21 protein-coding genes are annotated in these 19,908 nt (G+C 61.5%); 9 read left to right on the forward strand and 12 right to left on the reverse strand.

Annotated features, from left to right (window positions below):
- Positions 1-80: 80 nt before the first annotated feature.
- Together HDC32_RS15190 and HDC32_RS15195 are read left to right on the forward strand one after the other, a co-directional pair.
- On the forward strand, positions 81-1,457 hold the full coding sequence (locus HDC32_RS15190) for an L-serine ammonia-lyase (RefSeq protein ID WP_184744581.1): 1,377 nt from the start codon (positions 81-83) through the stop codon (positions 1,455-1,457).
- 337 nt (positions 1,458-1,794) lie between these two features.
- Positions 1,795-2,112, forward strand: a complete 318-nt coding sequence (locus HDC32_RS15195; protein ID WP_131698318.1) for a DUF3509 domain-containing protein — start codon at positions 1,795-1,797, stop codon at positions 2,110-2,112.
- Here the strand turns inward: HDC32_RS15195 and HDC32_RS15200 are convergent.
- Complete coding sequence (locus HDC32_RS15200) at positions 2,109-2,597, reverse strand: phosphate-starvation-inducible protein PsiE (RefSeq protein ID WP_027604688.1); 489 nt, start codon at positions 2,595-2,597, stop codon at positions 2,109-2,111. The genes HDC32_RS15195 and HDC32_RS15200 overlap by 4 nt on opposite strands.
- Before the next feature lie 248 nt (positions 2,598-2,845).
- Between HDC32_RS15200 and HDC32_RS15205 the strand changes: the two genes are divergently transcribed.
- Entirely contained in the window at positions 2,846-3,106 is a 261-nt protein-coding gene (locus HDC32_RS15205; RefSeq protein WP_012722374.1) for a YebG family protein, read from the forward strand.
- Positions 3,107-3,161: 55 nt separating this feature from the next.
- On the opposite strand, the gene HDC32_RS15210 is transcribed toward HDC32_RS15205, so the two are convergent.
- Complete coding sequence (locus tag HDC32_RS15210; RefSeq protein WP_027604689.1) at positions 3,162-4,181, reverse strand: Glu/Leu/Phe/Val dehydrogenase dimerization domain-containing protein; 1,020 nt, start codon at positions 4,179-4,181, stop codon at positions 3,162-3,164.
- A 184-nt stretch (positions 4,182-4,365) separates the two neighbouring features.
- On the opposite strand from HDC32_RS15210, the gene HDC32_RS15215 reads away from it, so the two are divergent.
- A complete protein-coding gene (locus HDC32_RS15215) occupies positions 4,366-5,169 on the forward strand; it encodes a SirB1 family protein (protein ID WP_131698319.1) in 804 nt (267 codons plus the stop codon).
- A gap of 161 nt (positions 5,170-5,330) precedes the next feature.
- Here HDC32_RS15215 and maiA read toward each other — a convergent pair whose 3' ends face one another.
- Genes maiA through hmgA form a run of 3 tightly spaced genes read right to left on the reverse strand, consistent with a single transcriptional unit; the run spans position 5,331 to position 8,552 of the window.
- Positions 5,331-5,966 (reverse strand): maleylacetoacetate isomerase, encoded by a 636-nt coding sequence (maiA, locus tag HDC32_RS15220; protein WP_184744583.1) that lies wholly within the window; start codon positions 5,964-5,966, stop codon positions 5,331-5,333.
- Between the two features lie 12 nt (positions 5,967-5,978).
- Positions 5,979-7,265, reverse strand: coding sequence for a fumarylacetoacetase (fahA, locus tag HDC32_RS15225; RefSeq protein ID WP_167654766.1), 1,287 nt, complete (start codon positions 7,263-7,265; stop codon positions 5,979-5,981).
- Positions 7,266-7,268: 3 nt separating this feature from the next.
- Positions 7,269-8,552 (reverse strand): homogentisate 1,2-dioxygenase, encoded by a 1,284-nt coding sequence (gene hmgA, locus HDC32_RS15230; RefSeq protein ID WP_184744585.1) that lies wholly within the window; start codon positions 8,550-8,552, stop codon positions 7,269-7,271.
- A gap of 120 nt (positions 8,553-8,672) precedes the next feature.
- On the opposite strand from hmgA, the gene HDC32_RS15235 reads away from it, so the two are divergent.
- Entirely contained in the window at positions 8,673-9,452 is a 780-nt protein-coding gene (locus tag HDC32_RS15235) for an IclR family transcriptional regulator (protein WP_131698323.1), read from the forward strand.
- A gap of 1 nt (position 9,453) precedes the next feature.
- On the opposite strand, the gene dacB is transcribed toward HDC32_RS15235, so the two are convergent.
- The 7 genes from dacB to HDC32_RS15270 all read right to left on the reverse strand — a co-directional run bounded on the left by dacB (position 9,454) and on the right by HDC32_RS15270 (position 16,614).
- Positions 9,454-10,899 (reverse strand): D-alanyl-D-alanine carboxypeptidase/D-alanyl-D-alanine-endopeptidase, encoded by a 1,446-nt coding sequence (gene dacB / locus HDC32_RS15240; protein ID WP_184744587.1) that lies wholly within the window; start codon positions 10,897-10,899, stop codon positions 9,454-9,456.
- Between the two features lie 206 nt (positions 10,900-11,105).
- The gene (locus HDC32_RS15245; RefSeq protein WP_184744589.1) at positions 11,106-13,523 is read right to left on the reverse strand and encodes a TonB-dependent receptor; all 2,418 of its coding nucleotides are present in this window, start codon (positions 13,521-13,523) and stop codon (positions 11,106-11,108) included.
- 109 nt (positions 13,524-13,632) lie between these two features.
- On the reverse strand, positions 13,633-14,568 hold the full coding sequence (locus HDC32_RS15250) for a glutathione S-transferase family protein (RefSeq protein WP_131698326.1): 936 nt from the start codon (positions 14,566-14,568) through the stop codon (positions 13,633-13,635).
- 75 nt (positions 14,569-14,643) lie between these two features.
- Positions 14,644-14,919, reverse strand: a complete 276-nt coding sequence (locus tag HDC32_RS15255; RefSeq protein ID WP_090409144.1) for a GIY-YIG nuclease family protein — start codon at positions 14,917-14,919, stop codon at positions 14,644-14,646.
- A gap of 36 nt (positions 14,920-14,955) precedes the next feature.
- Positions 14,956-15,426 carry a nuclear transport factor 2 family protein gene (locus HDC32_RS15260; RefSeq protein WP_065938610.1) on the reverse strand — a complete coding sequence of 157 codons (471 nt, stop codon included), beginning with the start codon at positions 15,424-15,426 and terminating at the stop codon, positions 14,956-14,958.
- A 96-nt stretch (positions 15,427-15,522) separates the two neighbouring features.
- Positions 15,523-16,158: a response regulator transcription factor gene (locus HDC32_RS15265; RefSeq protein ID WP_131698327.1), complete on the reverse strand. Its 636-nt coding sequence runs from the start codon at positions 16,156-16,158 to the stop codon at positions 15,523-15,525.
- Between the two features lie 207 nt (positions 16,159-16,365).
- Complete coding sequence (locus tag HDC32_RS15270; protein ID WP_145622915.1) at positions 16,366-16,614, reverse strand: hypothetical protein; 249 nt, start codon at positions 16,612-16,614, stop codon at positions 16,366-16,368.
- A 629-nt stretch (positions 16,615-17,243) separates the two neighbouring features.
- Between HDC32_RS15270 and HDC32_RS15275 the strand changes: the two genes are divergently transcribed.
- The 4 genes from HDC32_RS15275 (at position 17,244) to HDC32_RS15290 (ending at position 19,895) form a co-directional block, all read left to right on the forward strand.
- Positions 17,244-17,870, forward strand: a complete 627-nt coding sequence (locus HDC32_RS15275; RefSeq protein WP_145335255.1) for a DUF1120 domain-containing protein — start codon at positions 17,244-17,246, stop codon at positions 17,868-17,870.
- A 42-nt stretch (positions 17,871-17,912) separates the two neighbouring features.
- On the forward strand, positions 17,913-18,527 hold the full coding sequence (locus tag HDC32_RS15280; protein ID WP_131698330.1) for a DUF1120 domain-containing protein: 615 nt from the start codon (positions 17,913-17,915) through the stop codon (positions 18,525-18,527).
- A 31-nt stretch (positions 18,528-18,558) separates the two neighbouring features.
- Positions 18,559-19,179, forward strand: a complete 621-nt coding sequence (locus HDC32_RS15285) for a DUF1120 domain-containing protein (RefSeq protein WP_131698331.1) — start codon at positions 18,559-18,561, stop codon at positions 19,177-19,179.
- A gap of 89 nt (positions 19,180-19,268) precedes the next feature.
- Positions 19,269-19,895 (forward strand): DUF1120 domain-containing protein, encoded by a 627-nt coding sequence (locus tag HDC32_RS15290; protein WP_184744591.1) that lies wholly within the window; start codon positions 19,269-19,271, stop codon positions 19,893-19,895.
- The last annotated feature ends 13 nt before the right edge of the window (positions 19,896-19,908 follow it).

Genomic DNA, 19,908 nt, shown 5'->3' on the forward strand with positions numbered 1-19,908 from the left:
GAGGCTCAGTATCAAGCCAACTGCGCTCGTCCTACAAAACATGGCAGCGATTCCTACTCCATTGCTTGTAAGGCTTTAGCATGGCTATCAGTGTTTTCGATCTATTCAAGGTGGGCATCGGCCCTTCCAGCTCCCATACCGTCGGCCCCATGCGCGCGGCGGCGACCTTCGTCCAAGCCCTGAGCGACCAGCAATGGCTGGGTGAAACGCGCCGCGTCGAAGTGCGCCTGTATGGCTCGCTGTCCGCCACCGGTGTCGGCCACGCCACCGACCGCGCCTGTGTCATGGGCCTGATGGGCGAATGGCCGGATCAGGTCGATCCCACCTCGATCAACCCGCGTATCCAGCAACTGCGCGAGTCCGGTCGCTTGTTACTGGCCGGCAAGCATGAAATTGCCTTCAACTGGCAAAGCGACCTCCTACTGCTGGACGAAAGCCTGCCCTACCACCCCAACGCCATGTCCCTGCTGGCCTACGGCGACAACGGCCTGCTGAGTGAGCAAACCTATTATTCGGTGGGTGGCGGTTTCATCATCGACGCCGCTGAAGCCGCTTCGGGCATTGCACCGACCGGCGATGTGCAATTGCCTTACGAGTTCTCCAGCGCCGTCGAACTGCTGGCCCTGTGCAACAAGCATGGCCTGCGGGTTTCCGAATTGATGATGGCCAACGAGCGCGCATGGCGCAGCGATGAACAGATCCGCAGCGGCCTGCTGCATATCTGGTCGGTGATGCGCGAATGCGTGGAACAAGGCCTGCGTGACGAAGGCATCCTCCCAGGTGGCCTGGACGTGCCCCGCCGCGCAGCAAAACTGCACCGCAGCCTGCTGGAAATCGGCAAACCCAATGTGATCACCTCGACCTTGTCGGCCATGGAATGGGTCAACCTGTTTGCCCTCGCCGTCAACGAAGAAAATGCCGCGGGCGGTCGCATGGTCACCGCGCCGACCAATGGCGCGGCGGGGATCATCCCGGCGGTGCTGCATTACTACATGAAGTTCAACGCCGACGCGTCCGACGACGATGTGGTCAATTTCTTCCTGGCCGCCGCAGCCGTCGGCATTCTGTGTAAGAAAAACGCCTCAATCTCCGGTGCCGAAGTCGGCTGCCAGGGCGAAGTCGGGTCAGCCTGCGCCATGGCCGCCGCCGGCTTGGCCGACATCCTCGGCGCCAGCCCCGAACAACTGGAAAACGCCGCCGAAATCGGCCTGGAACACAACCTCGGCCTGACCTGCGACCCAGTCGGCGGCCTGGTGCAAGTGCCGTGCATCGAGCGCAATGCCATCGCCGCGGTCAAGGCCATCAACGCCACGCAAATGGCCCTGCGCGGCGACGGCAAGCACTTCATTTCCCTCGACCGGGTGATCCGCACCATGCGCGATACCGGCGCCGACATGCATGACAAATACAAAGAAACGTCACGGGGCGGCCTGGCGGTCAGCTGGGTGGAGTGCTGATTGCGCTGTCAGCGATCGTTTTTTCCGTGTTGCCCTGAAACGGATCACCGATCTCAATAACAACATAGAACCCATGTGGGAGGGGGCTTGCTCCCGATAGCGGTGAATCAGCCAAGTATTCATTGACTGATGCACCGCTATCGGGAGCAAGCCCCCTCCCACATAAGGCGCTCATTGTTTGACAGATCGCTGTACGGCACGCCCTTTGCTGTACAGCTCATGAGGTAAACGGAATTTGTACAACCTCAGCGACGGAGTGGCCGGTGGTCAGGCAACGCGAACTAATCACGACACCGGTCGTCAATGACTGCATGTTCTTATCAGGCGGTAACGCACCATGGACAATCCTTTTCAGATCATCACCGACACCTTCACCCCAAAATACCGCGTCAACCTGAGCATCCAACGGCTCGACGGAAGCATCATGCTCACCCTCTCGGATGAGACGGGTGTAGTGGCCAAACGCATGATCAGCGCCGAACAACGCAACGACCCGCAACGGCTCAAACGCCTGGTGCAAAGCATTCAATTCGGCATTGCCATCGAGCAGGGCCACAGCGCCATGGAGATCCTGACGGTGATGACGGACGGCGACAGCCACAAATTGTTGCAGCGGCCACCGGCCCGCGCCCTTCCCTTCAGCGTCGGGCTTTAAAGCTCACCCTTCTCGGTTTCCAGGCTCGCCTCGCCCTTGCGACGCGGGCCTTCGACCTTCACCGACGGGAACGCCGACGACGCGTAACGCACCACCAGAATCGCAAACGCCAACAGCAGAATCCCGCCGCACAGGTAGATGATGCCGAGGTCGGGCGGGTTGTGGTGAGACACGTTGGAGATCAACAGACGCGTCAGCGCGGTGATCGCCACGTAGATCAGGAAGCGCACCGGCATGTGGTTGGTCTTGAAATAAATCCCGACCATCGCGCCCAATTCCAGGTAGATGAACAACAGCAAGATGTCATCGATCTTGATGTGTCCATTCTCCAGCATCCCCAGAAATTCCATCACCGCTGCCCAGGCGGTCACCGCACCGATGGCGAACAACGCCAGGTAGTGGAACGACTCGACAAACAGGTTACCCAGGGACTCGGCCAGCCCATGGACTTGATGGCGCAGCTTTTCGGCCCAATTAAATTTCACGATGGTGCTTCCTTAGGTCGGTTCGACCGGATAATGCGGGTTGGACGTGACGGTTGTTCTGCATGCAGAAAAAAGGCCAGAGGCGGGTATAAGATGATGGCGGGGTGACATGAGGCACGCCTAACCTGTATTTACGGGCTACATTAAAAAACTGCTACCCAAACCCCACAGTTTGGCTTAACCTTTTAGCTGTATATAAATACAGTAGTCGCAAAAGACAACTATCGTGAAGGCATGTGAGGTGGTGAATGGCCGTCGAAGTGGTATACCGCAGCAGCCGAGATCTGGAGCGTTTGTTCATGGATAAAGCCGAAGCTGACCGTCATGACAAGATGCTTGAACTCGCTGAGTTGCTCGCAGAAGTGTTGCAAAAAGCCGTGCCGTCCCTGAGCGAGCAGCAGGTGGAAGAAGCGGGGATCTACATGGCGAAGAATCGCGATGTGTTTGCCAAGGCGTTCAAGAGCCAACCGGACGCGTTGTCCGAGCTGCTGAACGCACCGGCGGAATAAAGTCCGAATTGAACAGGCCCTGAGTCCATGATTCAGGGCCTTTTTAATGCCTGGCCTATTTGTAGAGCAAACGCTCGGCCAGTTCGTCCGCGACCCGTGCCGGGGAGCGTTTTTCGGCCTGGGCGTGGGCGAAGATTTCGGTCAGGCGCGTGCCGATGTTGGACAGGTGCGCGGTGATGGTCGGCAGTTCGGCGCCGCTGTGCTTGAGGGCGACGTAGATCAGGCCACCGGAGTTGATCACGTAGTCCGGGGCGTAGAGGATGCCGCGGCCTTCGAGTTGGTCGGCCACTTGCAGGTTGGTCAGTTGCGCACTGGCGGAACCGGCCACGGCGGCGCAGCGTAGCTGGCCGACGCTCTGGCGGTTGAACACGGCGCCCAGGCCGCAGGGTGCGAGGATGTCGCACGGGGTGCTGAGCAAGGCGTCGTTGGCGATCGGGTGCGCGCCGAGCTGTTCCATGGCCAGTTGCACCTTGCCGTGGTCGATGTCGCTGACCAGCAGTTCGGCGCCGGCGGCGTGCAGTTGTTCGGCCAGGGCGAAGCCCACGTTGCCCAGGCCCTGGATGGCCACGCGCAAGCCTTCGAGGTTGTCGCTGCCCAGACGGGCCATGGCGGTGGTGCGGATCCCGGCGAACACGCCCATGGCGGCATGGGGCGAAGGGTCCCCGGCGGCGGTGGTGCTGGTAACGAAACGGGTGTGTTGAGCGATGCAGTCCATGTCGGCGACCGAGGTGCCGCTGTCGGTGGCGGTGATGTAGCGACCGTCGAGTTGCTCGATGCAACGACCGAAGGCTTCAAACAGTGCCGCACGGTTTTCCACATGGGCGGGGCGCAGGATCACCGCCGTACCGCCACCCACCGGCAACCCGGCCAGGGCGGCCTTGTAGCTCATGCCTTGGGCCAGGCGCGCGGCGTCCGCCACGGCGCTTTCATCGTCGGGGTAAGCAAGGTAGCGACAACCACCCAGGGCTGGGCCCAGGCGGCTGTTGTGGATGGCTATAACCGCCTTCAACCCCGTCACCGGGTCGATGCTCAGGTGCAGCGATTCAAGGCGGGTGCTGTGCATGAGAGCAAACATCGTCGAGCTCCCGAATCACTTCTTGTGTCGCCAAGTATAGGCTTGCGGCAGAAAACTGCCGAAGTGCGCTGGAATAAGCCGCTCGGTTTTGCAGGTCCTGCGACATAAGCACGTAGGATATCTCTCAAGACACTGGACGAAATTTCCCAGCAAGGCTAAAACGGGGCATCTGCCGGAGAAAGCAATGAATCCCCGCCAAGCCTTTTTCGCCTGCCTGGAACGTTCGCCCCCCGCGCTGTTTGAAGCCGCGCTGTGGATTGCCGCCGAGCATGACCCGGCGGTGCTACCAGCGTTGATCATGCAGGACCTGAAATTGCTCGAGCAACAGGTCAACCAGGGCATGCCCCTGCTGCCGGCGGACGAACTGGGGCAGCCCTTGCTGCGACGCATGAATGACCTCGGCTTCGCCCAGGATGACTTCACCCCGCTGCGCCCCGCCGCCGCCCTGCTGGACAAGGTGTTGCAACGCAAACGCGGGCAGCCCCTGGCCCTGGGGTTGATTGCCATGGAGCTGGCTCGACGCCTGGGGATCCCCATGGTCGGCGTCAACTTCCCCGGCCACTTCCTGTTGCGAGTGCCCGGTGCCGATCACCTGCTGGACCCCTGCGGCGGGCGACGCCTGTACCCCAACGATTGCCGCGAGCTGCTGCAACGCCAGTACGGCCCCAACCTCAAGTTGCAGGTCGACCACCTGCACACCGCCGAACCCCGTTCGATCCTGCAACGGCTGTCCCGCAACCTGCGCCAGTTGCACCTGGCCAATGACAACCCTTTGGCCGCGTTGATCGACGCCGAGCGCGTGCTGGAACTGGGCAATGCCAGCGCTGCCGATTACCTCGCGCGGGCCAGCCTGTATCAGCGCCTGGACTGCCCCAACGCCGAGCGCTTCGACCTCGAACACGCGCTGATGCTGAGCGAAGACCCGATCCAACGCCTACGCCTGACTGAGCGGCTGGGGCACCTGCCGCCCAACTTCGTGGTGCATTGAACCCACGACTTTTCAGCAGCAAATTGTCCTGTGGCGAGCGGACTTGCCACAGGACAATTTGCTCTTCAATCGATCGGTAAAACCAGGCCATGCCGATGGCGAAGGTGCCGGCAAACAGGAACATCAAGGTTTTTATTGTTCCCGCGCGAGGGAACGATCATTCAAGGCGTATCGGGTTGGCTGGCAGGATGGGCCTGGATGAATGCCGGATGCTGCGCCGCCAACGCCGCCACCCCGCCGATGCGCGGGTAAGCCGCCAATGGCACCTTGAAGCGCTCCGCCGCATACAACTGGGGAATCAGGAATGCGTCCGCCATCCCCGGCTGCTCGCCAAAGCAATAACCCTTATCGCCAATCAACTGCTCCACCGCACCCAGCCCCAGGCTGATCCAATGCCCGATCCACTCCAGCACCTGCACGTCATCATGCCCCCACTGACGCAGCAGGTTCTGGGTGCTGGAATTGTGCAACGGGTGAATATCGCAGCCGATGATCGACGCCACCGCGCGTTCATGGGCACGGGTGACCATGTCCTTGGAAAGCAGCGGCGCCTGTGGATAACGTTCGTCCAGATATTCAATGATCGTCGCGGACTGAATCAGCAACTCGCCCTCATCGGTGCGCAAGGCCGGAACGCGACCTTGGGGGTTGATGGCCAGGTATTCGGGCTGGCGATTGGCGCCACCCGCCGGCACCAGCAGGTTGACGGGCACCGCAGTGAAATCCAGGCCCTTGAGCGCGAGGGCGATGCGCACCCGGTATGACGCCGTTGAACGGTAGTAGGTATAGAGTTCCATCGCCCTGCCCTCCTAGCGCGCCGCGACCACGGTGCCACGGCATTCGCCGAAGCCGATGGAGGCAAAGCCTTCACGGTTGCAACGGGCGCGCAGAATGACTTCATCACCGTCTTCAAGGAACCTGCGCACTTCGCCGGAAGGCAGTTCGATGACCTTCTTACCGCCCTCGGTCATCTCCAGCAGGCTGCCGAACTGCCCTGCCTCAGGGCCGGACAAGGTGCCCGAACCGAACAGGTCGCCGGCCTGCAATTGGCAGCCGTTGACGCTGTGGTGCGCCACCAACTGCGCGACGGTCCAGTACATATGCAGGCTGTTGCTCAGGGCCAGACGATGGGCCGGCAGGTTTTGCTCGCGCATCGACGCCGTGGTGAGCAGTACTTCCAGTTCTATATCGAAGGCGCCGGCCGCCTGATCGCGTTTATCCAGCAGGTACGGCAGCGGTTGCGGATCGCCTTCGGGCCGCGCTGGTTGTGCTTTGCGGAACGGTTCCAGGGCTTCGGCCGTGACCACCCACGGTGAAATGGTGGTGATGAAGCTCTTCGACAGGAACGGCCCCAGCGGCTGGTATTCCCAGGCCTGGATGTCCCGCGCCGACCAGTCATTGAGCAGGCAGAAACCGGCGATATGCTCGGCCGCATCGCCAATGGCAATCGAGTCGCCCATGGCATTGCCCTGGCCGATCCAGATGCCCAGTTCCAGCTCATAGTCCAGGCGTGCGCAGGGGCCGAAGCTCGGCTCAGTCTGGCCGGCCGGCAAGGTCTGGCCTTTGGGGCGACGTACCTCGGCACCCGAGGTGCGAATGGTCGAGGCGCGGCCGTGATAACCGATCGGGACGTACTTGTAGTTCGGCAGCAGCGGGTTATCCGGGCGGAACAGTTTGCCGACGTTCTGCGCGTGCTCGATGCCGACGTAGAAGTCGGTGTAGTCGTTGATCTTCGCCGGCAGGTGCATCTGGCAATCGGCGGCGCGGTGCAGCACCTGCGCTTCACGGGTTTGCAGTTTGCTGCCCTCCGCCAGCAGTTCCAGCAGGCGCTCGCGCAACGCCACGCGCGGGCCACGGCCCAGCTCGAAAAAGGCGTTCAACTGGCCGCCCACGGTGGATTCAACGGCTTGGCGGGCCTCGCCTTCAAACTCATCCAGGGCGGCGTGCAGGTCGAGGATCGCGTCGCCAATCGCGACGCCGCTGCGCGGGGCCGAGCCATTGATGCTGAACACCCCCAGCGGCAGGTTTTGCAGGGGGAAATCGCGGTGACCGTTGGCGGAGGCTACCCAGCTGCGGGTAAGGGTTGGCTGCGTCATGGGTTATCTCCGGTTCGGGTTGAAGGTGGCGGGCAGCGAGGCCCAGCACGCGTCATAAGAAGGTTGCAGTTGCGGGCACTCCAGGGCGAACTGGGTCGGACGCAGCACCTGGCTGGTCTCGAACATGAAGGCCATGGTGTTGTCGATCTTGTGCGGCGCCAGGTCCACGTTGATGGCTTTGGTGCAGGTCTCGCCGTCCGGGCCGTGGGCGCTCATGCAGCTGTGCAGCGACGCGCCGCCGGGCAGGAAGCCTTCGGCCTTGGCGTCGTAGGCGCCCTGGATCAAGCCCATGTATTCGTTCATCAGGTTGCGGTGGAACCACGGCGGACGGAAGGTGTTCTCGGCCACCATCCAGCGCGGCGGGAATATCACGAAGTCGAGGTTGGCCAGGCCGTGGGTGCTGGTGGGCGAGGTCAATACAGTGAAGATCGACGGGTCGGGGTGATCGAAACTTACCGTGCCAATGGTGTTGAAACGGCGCAGGTCGTATTTGTACGGCACGTTGTTGCCGTGCCAGGCCACCACGTTCAGCGGTGAATGGTCCAGCTCGCAGGCCCACAGTTCACCGAGGAATTTCTGCACCAGCGTGGTCGGTTGCTTGAGGTCTTCGTAGTGGGCCACCGGGGTGAGGAAGTCACGCGGATTGGCCAGGCCGTTGCTGCCGATAGGCCCCAGGTCCGGCAGGCGCAGCGGTGCGCCATGGTTTTCGGCGACGTAACCGCGCGCTTGTGCATCCAGCAGTTCAACGCGAAATTTGAGGCCACGGGGCAACACCGCAATTTCCAGCGGCTCGACGTCCAGCACGCCCAATTCGGTGGCGATGCGCAGGCGGCCCTGCTCGGGCACGATCAACAGTTCGCCGTCGGCATTGAAGAACACACGGTCCATGGAGCGATTAGCGCAGTAGCTATAGATGCTGATGCCCGAGGGTTTTTCCGACCCGGCGTTGGCCACCATGCCGACCAGGCCGTCGATAAAGTCCGTCGGCTCAGTCGGAATATCCAACGGGTTCCAGCGCAGGCGATTGGGCGTCACTGCGCCCAAAGGGCCACCGGCCAGCTGCCGCTCCAGCTTGATAAACGCCGGGTGATTGGCCGACGGTTGGATGCGGTACAGCCAGGTGCGGCGGGCTTCGCTGCGCACCATGGTGAAGGCGGTGCCGGAAAACAGTTCGGTATACAGCCCGTAGGGCGCTTTTTGCGGGGAGTTCTGCCCGACCGGCAAGGCGCCGAGCAAGGCTTCGCTGGCGAATTCATTGCCGAAGCCCGACAGGTATTCGAGGTTCATGGATCATCCTCTATGCGGAAGTTGTTTTTATCGTAATCCAGTTACGCATAACGTAATTTGATCACTGTCGACCGTCAAGCTATAAAGACGCCCATTCATCTCTCGGATTCTCGCCTCTCCATGGAAAAGCCCCGCGACACCGGTAAACAGAAAGTCCGCTCGGCCGAAGTGGGCACCGACATCCTCAAGGCCCTGGCCGAACTGTCGCCCTCCACGTCGCTGTCGCGGCTGGCCGACCATGTGCAGATGCCGGCGAGCAAGGTGCACCGTTATCTACAGGCGCTGATCGCCTCGGGTTTTGCTGAACAGAACACCGCCACCAACCATTACGGCCTGGGGCGCGAAGCGTTGCGTGTAGGCCTGGCCGCGCTGGGTAGCATGGACGTGCTGAAAGTCGGCGCGATGCCCCTGGCAGAGCTGCGCGACGATTTGAATGAAACCTGCTTTCTGGCGGTATGGGGCAACCAGGGCGCAACCGTGGTACAGATCGAACCGGCCGTGCGCGCCGTGACGGTGGTGACGCAATTGGGTTCGGTGTTACCGCTGCTCAGTTCATCCACCGGCCTGGTGTTCAGTGCCTTCCTGCCGTCGCGGGAAACCGTCGAGTTGCGTGAGCGTGAAATTCAGGCCGGTACCGCCCATGCCCTCGCCAACGACCAGGCCTACGCCACGGCCTGTGAACAGATCCGCCAGCGCGGCCTGCACTTTGTGCATGGCCTGCTGATGCCGGGGGTGGATGCGTTGTCGGCGCCGGTGTTCAACGCGGTCGGGCAAGTGGCGGCGGTGATGACCGTGGTCGGTCCCACCTCGCTGTTCCACGCCGACGAAGATGGCCCGGCGGCGCAGCGCTTGCTGGCGGCGACCCGGGCCGTGAGTTGGCGGATGGGCTACCAGCCCTGAGCTAGTCGTGCCACTGGGACAGCGCCAGCGCCAGGCGATTTTCGAGGGCGCGGATAGGGGCTGCGTCGCTGACGTAGTTATTGCTGATCATCGAAAATACCAGGCGCCGTCCGTCGGCATCGGTGATATAGCCGCTCAACGATGATACGCCGGCCATGGAGCCGGTCTTGGCGTGCAGGTTGTTTTGGGCAGCCGTCCCGCGCAGGCGATATCGCAGGCTGCCGCCGGTCATACGGTCGGCATTGCCGGCAATCGGCAAGGCGTTGTACCAGGCGTCGAACCAGGGTTGTTTGGAAGTGGCCAACAACAGGTCGGTCAGATTCTGTGACGACACCAGATTACGTCGCGATAGACCCGAACCGTCCACCTGATTCAACGTCGCCGGGTCCAGGCCCTGACGCTGCATAAAGGCTGTCACCGCTGCCACGCCCGCGGCCGCCGTGCCGGCATTGGCGGTTTTGCGGCCCATGGCCTTGAGCAAGGCTTCGGACATGTTGTTGTTCGAGAGCTTGAGCAGCGGCGTGATCAAGCCCTGCAACGGCGCCGATTGATGCTCCGCCAACACCGTCGCCGTCGCGGGGCTGGTGCCACCGATCACGCGCCGGCCCAGCACGTGGATGCCCTGCTGCGCCAAGGCCTGCTCAAACAGATTGGCCACCAGTTGCGTCGGTTCCCACACACTCACCCATTGCCGGCTTTGCTTGCCCGGTGCGAGCGCGCCGGTGAGTTGCAGCAGGTTGGTGCCGTGCTGGCGGGTGATGCCGTAGCTGTTGCCGGGGCCACTGACAGCGCGGTTGCTCAGTTGCACGTAGTCGGTGGACGGGCTCACCACCACGCTCACTGGCTGGCCGAGTGCGACGGGAGCCTTCGCCGTAACGAGCAAGGTGCCCGCGTCAAAATCCGCATTCGGCGACACCGTCAGCGCCGAAATCTGCGCGCCGTAGTAGGTACTTTCGTCGTCCTGGGCCCAATCCACGCCCAGGCGCTCGGCGTCGAACCACGTGTCATCGAACACCAGGTCGCCTTGCACCTGGCGCACGCCCTGGCTGGCCAACTGGGCGGCCAATGCCTGGTAATCGGCGAACTGCGTGGTCGGGTCGCCGAGGCCGCGCAGGTACAGGTTGCCGGTAAGACGTTCACCTTGCCGGGTGCCGTCGCTCAACAGTTGGGTGGAGAAGCGGTATTGCGGCCCCAGCACATCCATCGCCGCAGCGGTGGTGAGCAACTTGAGGTTGGAGGCCGGGATCAGGCGTGTGCGCGGATTGTGTTGATAGAGGGTGCTGCCGCTGCGGGCGTCGCGCACCATGACGGAAACCGTGGCGCCATCGAGGGCCGGATCGGCCAGCAGGTGATCCAGTGTTGAAGGCGTGGAAGGCTGCGAAACACTCGCGCAGCCGCCCAGTAAAACGCTCAGGCACAGCAGGTGTAGCCATCGTCCAAAGTGCATCGGTACTGTGTTCCGCAAAGCCACTAATGGCCGCAACGCTAACAGCTCCGTACCTTTGTGGCGAGCGGGCTTGCCCCGCGCTGGGTGGCGAAGCCGCCCTTACTAATGCCGCCGTGTTTTTTCAGGAACACCGCAGAACCTGTTTTGGGGCCGCTTCGCAGCCCAACGCGGGGCAAGCCCGCTCACCACAGGGAACCCGCCGGGGTTTAGAACTCCAGGGTGCTGGACACCGACACCTGCCGCGCATCGCCCATGGACACAAACAAGCGACTGGCCGCCGAGGTGTAGTAGACGCGGTCGAACAGGTTCTTCACGTTGACCTGGAATTTGACCTTCTGCCCCTCGATCCTGGTGTCGTAGGTGGCGAAGGCATCCGCCACGGTGTAGCCCGGCAGGTTGAAGTCGTTGGCGGCGTCGCCTGCGCGCTCGCCGACATACCGCGCACCGGTGCCGACACGCAACTGATCGCCGCCGAAAATGTTGCCGAAATCGTAGGCCACCGACAGCGAACCGGTGTGCCTGGCCACGTTTTGCAGGCGGTTGCCTTCAAGCGCCGGGTTGTTGTCCTTGATGTCTTCGGCATCGGTAAAGGCGTAGCTGCCGATCAGGCTCCACTTGTCGGTCAACTGGCCGGTGGCGTCCAGTTCCAGGCCACGGGAACGTACTTGCCCCGCGATGCTGTAGACGGTGTTCGCACTCGAGCCTACCGACACCAGCACATTGCGCTTGTCGATAGTGAACAACGCGGCACTGGCGGTGATGCGCCCCGGGATATCGAGCTTGGCGCCCAACTCCCACGACTTGGATTCCTCAGGCGTGAGGTCACCGGTCAGCGTGCTGCCATCGAGCAAAGGGGCGATGGTGGAGTTGGGTTTGAACGACTCGGTGTAGCTGCCGTAGAACGACAGCTCATCGGTGTAGCGATACACCAGGCCGGCACGCGGCACCCAGGCCTGGCCGTTGCCGTCGGTGTTGGCCTTGAACGGCACGCCCTTGCCGGCGTACTGGTCATACATCTGATAGCGCGCACCGGCCACGAAGATCCACTGGTCGGTCAGGTGAATCGCGTCCTGGAAGAACAGCGAGTCGCTGCGCAACAGGTCGGTCTGGGCGCTGTCGGCGGCACTGACGCTGGTGCCCGCGACTTCGTTGCCGTACACCGGGTTGTTGTAGTTGAAGGTGCCGCGCGAGTTCTGGCGAATCAGGTCGGCGCGGTAGATCTTGCGGTACTCGTCGTCCAGGCCGAACACCAGGTCATGCTGCATGCCCAGTACATTGACCTTGCCTTCCAGGCTCGCCGTGGTGAAGCGGTCAGTGGTGATCGCGCCCTGGGTGCCGTCCATCTTGCGGGTCAGGGTGCCGTTGGTGCTCACCGCGCTGACGCGCACCTGGCTGGCGTCGTAGGTCTCACGGTTCCAGCTGTAGCCGAAATGGGCTTTCCAGTCGTCGTTCAAGTCGTGGTCGGCTTCAAAGCGGTACAGGTCGGAACGGCCTTCCATGTTGTTGAACGGCTCATCCAGACGGCGAGTGGCCGGGATGTCCAATGGGTGGTTGGACTTGTCGATGGCCGTGCCGCGGTCGAACGGCGAGAGAAATTCGCGGTGTTCGTAGGCGAACAACAACTTGGTTGAATCGCCATACCAGGCCAGGGACGGCGCCACCAGTGACTCGCGATGGGTGCCGAAATTACGCCAGTAGTCCTCGTCTTCATGGTCGACGATCAGGCGATACGCCAGGCCCGAATCCCCGATGGGGCCGGTGGTGTCGAGGTTGCCGCCGCTGCCGTTCTTGCCGTCGCCGAAGGTCGAGCCGCGCACGGTCAGGGACGTGGCCTGGGTCAGTTGCGGCTTTTTGCTGACGATATTGACTACGCCGCCCGGGTCCTGGATGCCATACAGCAGCGACGACGGGCCCTTGAGCACTTCGACCCGTTCTGCGGTTGAATTCAACGCCCGGCCCTGCACCACCGGCATGCCATCGCGCATGATCGAACCGTTACGGTTGTCGCCAAAACCGCGCAGCATCACCGCGTCCTGGGTGCTGGCCAGGGTATTGGCCTGGGTGATGCCGCTGATGTTGGCCAGGGCATCATCCAGGTTGCGCGGGGTCTGGTCGCGCAGCACTTGCGCGGGGACCACGTTGACGGTTTGCGGGGTTTCCAGCAGCAAAGCACGGGAGCGCATCACCGAGCTGGTGGGCGGGGGCTGGTAGCTGGTGCTGTCCTCGGTTTGGCCGACGCCGCTGATGGTGGTCGCGCCGAGGTTGAGCGCGCCATCGGTGGGCACCGGTTCCAGGGCCAAGGTGCGGGCGTCGATCTGGCGGAACGTGAAGCCGGAGTTGCCCAGCAGACGTTGCAGGGCCTGGTTGGCACTCATTTGCCCGCTGACCGCCGGGGCACTGAGGCCGTAAGGCGCTTCATCGGTGTAGATCACGCTGATCCCGGTGACCCGGCTGAAATCGCTCAGGGCCTGGGGCAGCGGCTTGGCTGCCAGGGCAAAGGTGAACTGGGCGCTTTGCTGCTCCTGCGCCTGCGCCACGCCGAGGGGCAGCAACGCCAGCCCCGACACCGCCAATACCGAGGCTCCCAGCCACTGTTTAACCAAACCGCCCGCCGTCGACTTCATGCTGTGAGAACCCGTGTAGAAAACGCCATTAATGCGAATAGATCGCAGTTTCAAGCACTACACGGATGGGCGGGCGATTTACCTCACCTTTGTTGGCAAATATTTTTATTTATTGCGCCTGAATGCGGAACCCCCAGCGTGGGAAATGCACATGCACGGTGCCGGCGCGTTCATCGGTGCGGCGCAGGATCAGTTCTTCGCGCCCGGCAAACAACAGCTCACCCACGACCGGGTCGGTGCCGTAGTCAGTGGCCGAGATGCTCACCTGCTGGCCGGGCTTGAAGCCGTTCAAGTCCTCGAACAGCGCTTCGGGCAGCGCCGCCGGTGTGGCATTGCGCGCCACGTCCAGGGCTTGCTCGGCGCTCATCTGGGTAGCAGTGCCATGGCCGAAGCTCAGCACGCGGTCAAGCCAGGCGACTACGGCGGGATAGGCGTCCACCAGCGGCGCCGTCACCGAAGAGCCTTTGAGGAACCACAGCGGGTGCGCCAGGGCAAAGTCGGCAATCGAAGGTTCGCCGAACAGGAAATCCCCAGGCGCGTGCTGCAATTGCTGATCAATGCGGCCGATGATGACCGGCCATTGGTGCTTGGCCTGGTCGAGTTGCACACGGGCTGCCGTGCCATCGCTGAACAGTTTGCTGCGGTCAGCCACCAGCACCTGAAGCAGCTCCGGCGGTACCTTGGCAAATTTGACCGCCAGGGATTCGGGCTGGAACACCAGCGCTACGGCATGGGAAAACACCACCGAATCCGCCCAGGCCGCGAAGCCTTGGGTGACCAGTTCCAGGCCTTGGGGAAACAGCGCCGGTGCCGCTTTATCCTGCTCCAGGCGCCGGGCGATCAACGCGGTGTCGCAGTAGATATCGGCGCCGACTTGCAACACCGGGGTCTTGCGATAGCCGCCGGTGAGGGCGGTCAGGTCAGGCTTGGGCATCACCGGCGAGATATGCACCGAGTGCCAGGACAAGCCCTTGAAGCCCAGCAACAGGCGGGCTTTTTCAGCGAATGGGGACTGCGGGTAGTGGTGCAGGATCAGCTCGGACATGCCCGGCTCCGTTGGCGAAGTGAGCCACTAGCTTAGCCTGCAACACCGCGCGTGGGGACGATGGCAACCCATCAATCAAATCAATGAGCCACTCGCCGCCAGGCACTCCTTGGCGCTTTTCTTCAACTTCTTGATCAAGCGTTCCTGACGCAACGCCTCGCCTTTGCTCGCGCATTGCTCCGTGTACACCAGCGCGACCGCCGGGCTGGACAGGAAAAACCGTGCGCCCTTGCCGCTCTGATGAGAGGCAAAACGACGCACCGGGTCATTGCTGATGCCGCAATACAACGCGCCATTGGCGGCGCGTACCAGGTACACAAACCAGGGTTTGGGTTCAGAAGGATCAGTCACGGGTCGATTCGGCAAACCAGAAGAGCGCCAAGCTTATCAACGACCGGCCTGAAATGCCCTGAGGCCTTTGAGTGCCTGGGCACGCACGGCGTTTTTCAGTGCCGGCGACCAGCCCAGCAACAGGCCCTTGAGGCCCAGGGCCTGACGCGACCAGCGCCACAGGTCGAAGTGGTCGTGGTGTTCGCAGATCTTGCCATCGCGAAACACGAACCGCGCGCCGATATCGTTGACCACCGTATTGCCGGTGGCGCTGAACAGGTAAGTCGCGACCCAGTGCGCGCTGCCGGTCGTTTCATCGCTGCGTACATGGTCGAACGTCAGGGAAAAATCCTTGGCCCGGGTAGTGAGCATGCGCCACATATCGCCGGCGTCACGCCCGCGCAATTCACCGAAAGCCGGGTCGCTGAACAGCACATCCTCGGTGTAGCAGGCCGCCATGGCCTCGGCATCCAGCCGCTGGAAGGCGCTGTAGAACTCGGTGATCAGGGCGTTGTGTGCGTCGCTCATGGGCAGGTTCCAAACCAGGGGTTTTAAGCCGTCCAAGATAGTCCGGGCGCCGGTAAAACTCTATCGCCATTTACACCGGGAATGACCCACCCGGCGCTACGGCACCATGCCGCAGCTGCGGGCATAGGCAAACAGATCCACGTCGGTGGAAATGCACAGCCGGCTCATGGCGGTGCTTTTCTGCTTGCTGATCGTGGAAATACTGCGATTGACCCGGGCCGCAATCTGGCTGACGGTCATGCCGCTGGCCAGCATCCTGACCACTTCGCGTTCCTTGCTGGATAACTGCGGCTGTTGCAGTTGATCTCCGGTGCCCGCCTCCACCAACTGGGCCCGCAGGCATTCACTGACAAATGTCTCGCCCTTGATCACTGTACCGATGGCGGTGGGCAGCTCCCTGGCCGAGGCGCTCTTGGCGACAATCGCCCGTGCCCCATGGGCAAAGGAAGCACGCAACGTCGCCACATTGGCAAACATGGTGACCAGAATCACCGGCAAATTCGGGTACTGGCGTCGCAACAATCCCAGCAACCCGTAGCCGTCCGCCTGCTGACCACCCGGCATGGCGAAGTCAGTCACCAGCACGTCACACGCCACCGTACTCAACAACCGGAGTAACTCATCGGGACCGTCGGCCTCACCGACCACTTTGCATCTACCGCCCGCCTCAATCACCACCCGTTGCCCGATGCGCACAATGGGGTGATCGTCGGCAATAATTACACGCAGCATAAATACCCACGAATGATGGCAACTGGAATTGGCGCAAAAATACCTGTGTCCTCGCGCGTCAACAACCACTCGGTGCGACACGTTCCGGACCGCGACCCGTGTTTGATAGCTGACAAACTTATACCTACAAAACAAAAAGAAACTACCTACATACAAAGCCTCCAACACAAAGGGGAAACATCCTACAAGACTCTCTATTCCAAGGATTCATAACCGGCTTAGATAAGCAATGTATACGCGCAAGTTACGCTGAAAGACTTGCAACTGCGGCATGTTCGCCACCACACCACGGGCCTGGACTCGAGCGATCAACTGCTCGGCGCGGCGCTCCAGGTCAACGCCCCCGACGAACGCCAGGCTGCCCACCAGTCGGTGCAATCGCTCCACCACCAATGACGCATCGGCGCGGGCCTGCGCCAGGTCCAACAACGCGTTGTCTTCACGTGCTTCATCCATCAGGCTGGCCAGCGCCCGGTTCACCATCTCATCACTGCCGAAAATGTCGATCAGGCGGGCACGCGTCGGCCACGCGATCGCACCTGCACAACACGCCGGCGCCTCCACTAGCGGTGGTGGGGGCGAGGGTGCCAACTTCAGGACAGGTACTTGATTGGAAAATACCCTTGTCACCATGGTCACCTCACTGCGCTTACATTGATTGTTCAGCCCATGAGTTCATCAATACCCATCTGAGTGGGGTTGGAAGATGCAACAGCCAGATCAACGAACAGCGTGCAAAATTCCCGTGGCGCTCATATGACTGTCATAAGCAACAATGAATATCCCTAAGGATGTAAAAAAGACGATACAACAACTACGAAAAATCTAGTTTTCCTACGACTAAGAACATAAATTCCCACGAACTAACGCCCAAATACCTGTTACTTCGATTGTCGTAATAGTTGTATTTCCCCCATCCCGCCCCCCGGCTAAATTGCCGCCACCCCGCAAAGAGGGAATGGTCTCGCTGACTTAAGCGGCCCTGACCAAATACAACCCGCCGCCTTGCTCGCCGCCTTCGCCGAAAGACCGGACGATGCCGTGCGCGCGCTTTATCAGCCAGCCCTGTAGTGGAACGTATAGAAATGAGCAAGTCCCTAATCCTGTTGAGCGCCGCCCTGTTGCTCACCAGTGCTACATCCACCTTTGCCGCCAGCAGCGTGGACCTGACCGTCAAGGGCCTGATCACTCCAAGCGCCTGCACCCTCACACTGCCGGGTACGGTCGACTTCGGGAAGATCTCGGCCAAAGACTTGAATCAGGACGGAACGACACGACTTGAAGACAAAACCCTTCAGTTGACGGTGAACTGCGAGGCCCAGACTCTGTTTGCGATCAATCCAGTCGATAACCGGGCCGGGACATCGTCCAACAGCAACATCGCAGGCTACGGGCTGGGACTGATCAACGGCACGGAAAAACTCGGCTTGTATGTCGTGATCGTGCGTAACCCGGTCGCCGATATCCCGTCCGATATGCTGCAATTTCGCGACGGCGCATGGCGGATGCAATGGGACGATGACTACGTCGAGCCGAACCGATTGATTGCATTCGGCAGCTTCGTTCCGGATGTCGGTTACTTGCCCCACCCCCTCGAAAATGCCTCCGTGGAAGTCTTGTTCAACACCTGGATCGCCCCGGCAAACACCCTGACCCTGACCGACGAAGTCGCTCTGGACGGCTCGGCGACCCTGGAAGTGAAGTACCTGTAACCCGACGATCCGTTGAACCCTCCTGACAAGGAAACCATGCCTATGAACGCTCTAGCCTCGCGGCTCATGCTGATGCTGCTGTTCACTCCGCCAGCGTTTGCCGCCAGCACCACCGACCTGACAGTCAAAGGCAGCATCACTCCCAGTGCCTGTGCCCCACTGGTCTCCGGTGGCGGTGTGATCGAATTCGGGAAGATGTCGGCCAAGTCGCTCAATGCAGAGCAACACACCGTGCTGCCCAACCAAAGCATGCAATTGAGTGTGCGCTGCGAAGGGCCGACATTTTTCACCCTCAATACCATTGATAACCGCACTGGCTCGTCGGCCAACCACGATCATTGGCATGGCCTGGGTATGACGCCAAACGATGAAAAGCTCGGCGGCACCGCCTTTCACCTGTACACACCGGTGGCGGATGGCATCGCCGCAACCATCATTACTTCAAGCGATGGCGGTGTGACTTGGGAGCCGACCAATCAGCTCAATCACATGAAACTGACGGCCGTGGCAATCGGCGATCAGCGGCTGCCTATCGCCGTTCGGGACTTTGACGCCGAGATCCGCCTGTATACCCATGTCGCCCCTGCCGACACCTTGACCCTGCTGGACGAAGTCCCCATCGACGGGCACGCCACGGTCCAGCTCAAGTACTTGTAACCACCCTCTTAGCGAAAGGAGTTCGATCACCATGAAGATACTGCTCAGTACCGTCGCCACCAGCCTGATGCTGCTGACCTGCGCTTCCACCTATGCGGCCTCCACCGTAGACCTGACGGTCAAGGGCCTGATCGTGCCCAGTGCCTGCACACCCAACCTGACCAGCGGCGGGGTCATCGACCACGGCAAGATTTCCGCCAAAGACCTGCGCCCGGATAACGCCACGCACATCGGGACTCACGTCATGACCATGGCGGTAACCTGCGATGCGCCGATTCAATTTGCCCTGCACTCCGTCGACAACCGTGCCGGGTCATCGATATCCACCTCCGACTACGGCCTGGGCCTGATCAACGGCACCCAGAAACTCGGCTGGTTTCAACTGACGCTGCGCAATGCCGTCGCCGACGGTACGCCGATGCAAACCATTGCCTCCGGGGACGGTGGCAATACCTGGTACAGCGAAAAACTCTGGGATGCAGGGTTGTATATGTCGGTCGCCACGATGGATGACGCCACACAGCCGGCCTCGGTCAAGGAACTGGTGACGGAGCTGGTGGTGGATACCTCTATCGCCCGCACCGATGGCCTGGACCTGAGCAACGAGGTCACCCTCGACGGTTCGGCCACCCTTGAAGTGAAGTACCTGTAAGCCCATGGGCGCCCATGCCTGGCGTGATTCGCAGGCCTGGGCGTATTTTTCGTATCGCCCGCATTCACCTCGACACGTGGCGCCTTCCCATGAACACGCTCCCTCGCCTGCCGGCGGTTTTGCTCTTGCTGACAACCACTCATCCGGTCTTCGCTGCATCCGCTGTCGACCTCACCGTAACCGGCCGCCTGACCCCGGATGCCTGTCACGTCACGCTGTCAGACGAGGGTAGGGTCGACCACGGGAAAATCCCCTCCCATACGCTCAACGCCAGCGAGTTCACCGCCCTGCCCAGCCGCGTGCTGGAGCTGAATGTGCAGTGCAGCCGACCAATGCTGTTCACCTTGGTGGGGCTTGATAACCGAGTGGAGTCTTCACTGGCGCCCGGATCGTTCTACGGCCTGGGCAAAAACCCCCACGCCCCGCAGGAGCGCCTGGGATCCGTGGCAGTGTCTTATCAAAACCCGGTAGGCGACGCGCAGTCCCTACAGGTGCTGGCCTCCAACGATAGTGGTGAAACCTGGGCCCCGGAGCCCAATGCCTACCCCAAAGCCTACATGGGCTTTGCGCCGCTCGGTGATCGCCAGCCCGACTTTATCGGCCAACTGCGCGCTCAGTTGCGCATCGACACCGCCATCAACTTTGCCCAGTACCTGACCCTGAATCAGGAAGTTCCCCTCGATGGCTCCATCGTGCTGGATCTTCGTTACCTCTGATTTTTCACACAGC

It is taken from the genome of Pseudomonas sp. JAI120 (assembly GCF_014207255.1).
GTDB lineage: Bacteria > Pseudomonadota > Gammaproteobacteria > Pseudomonadales > Pseudomonadaceae > Aquipseudomonas.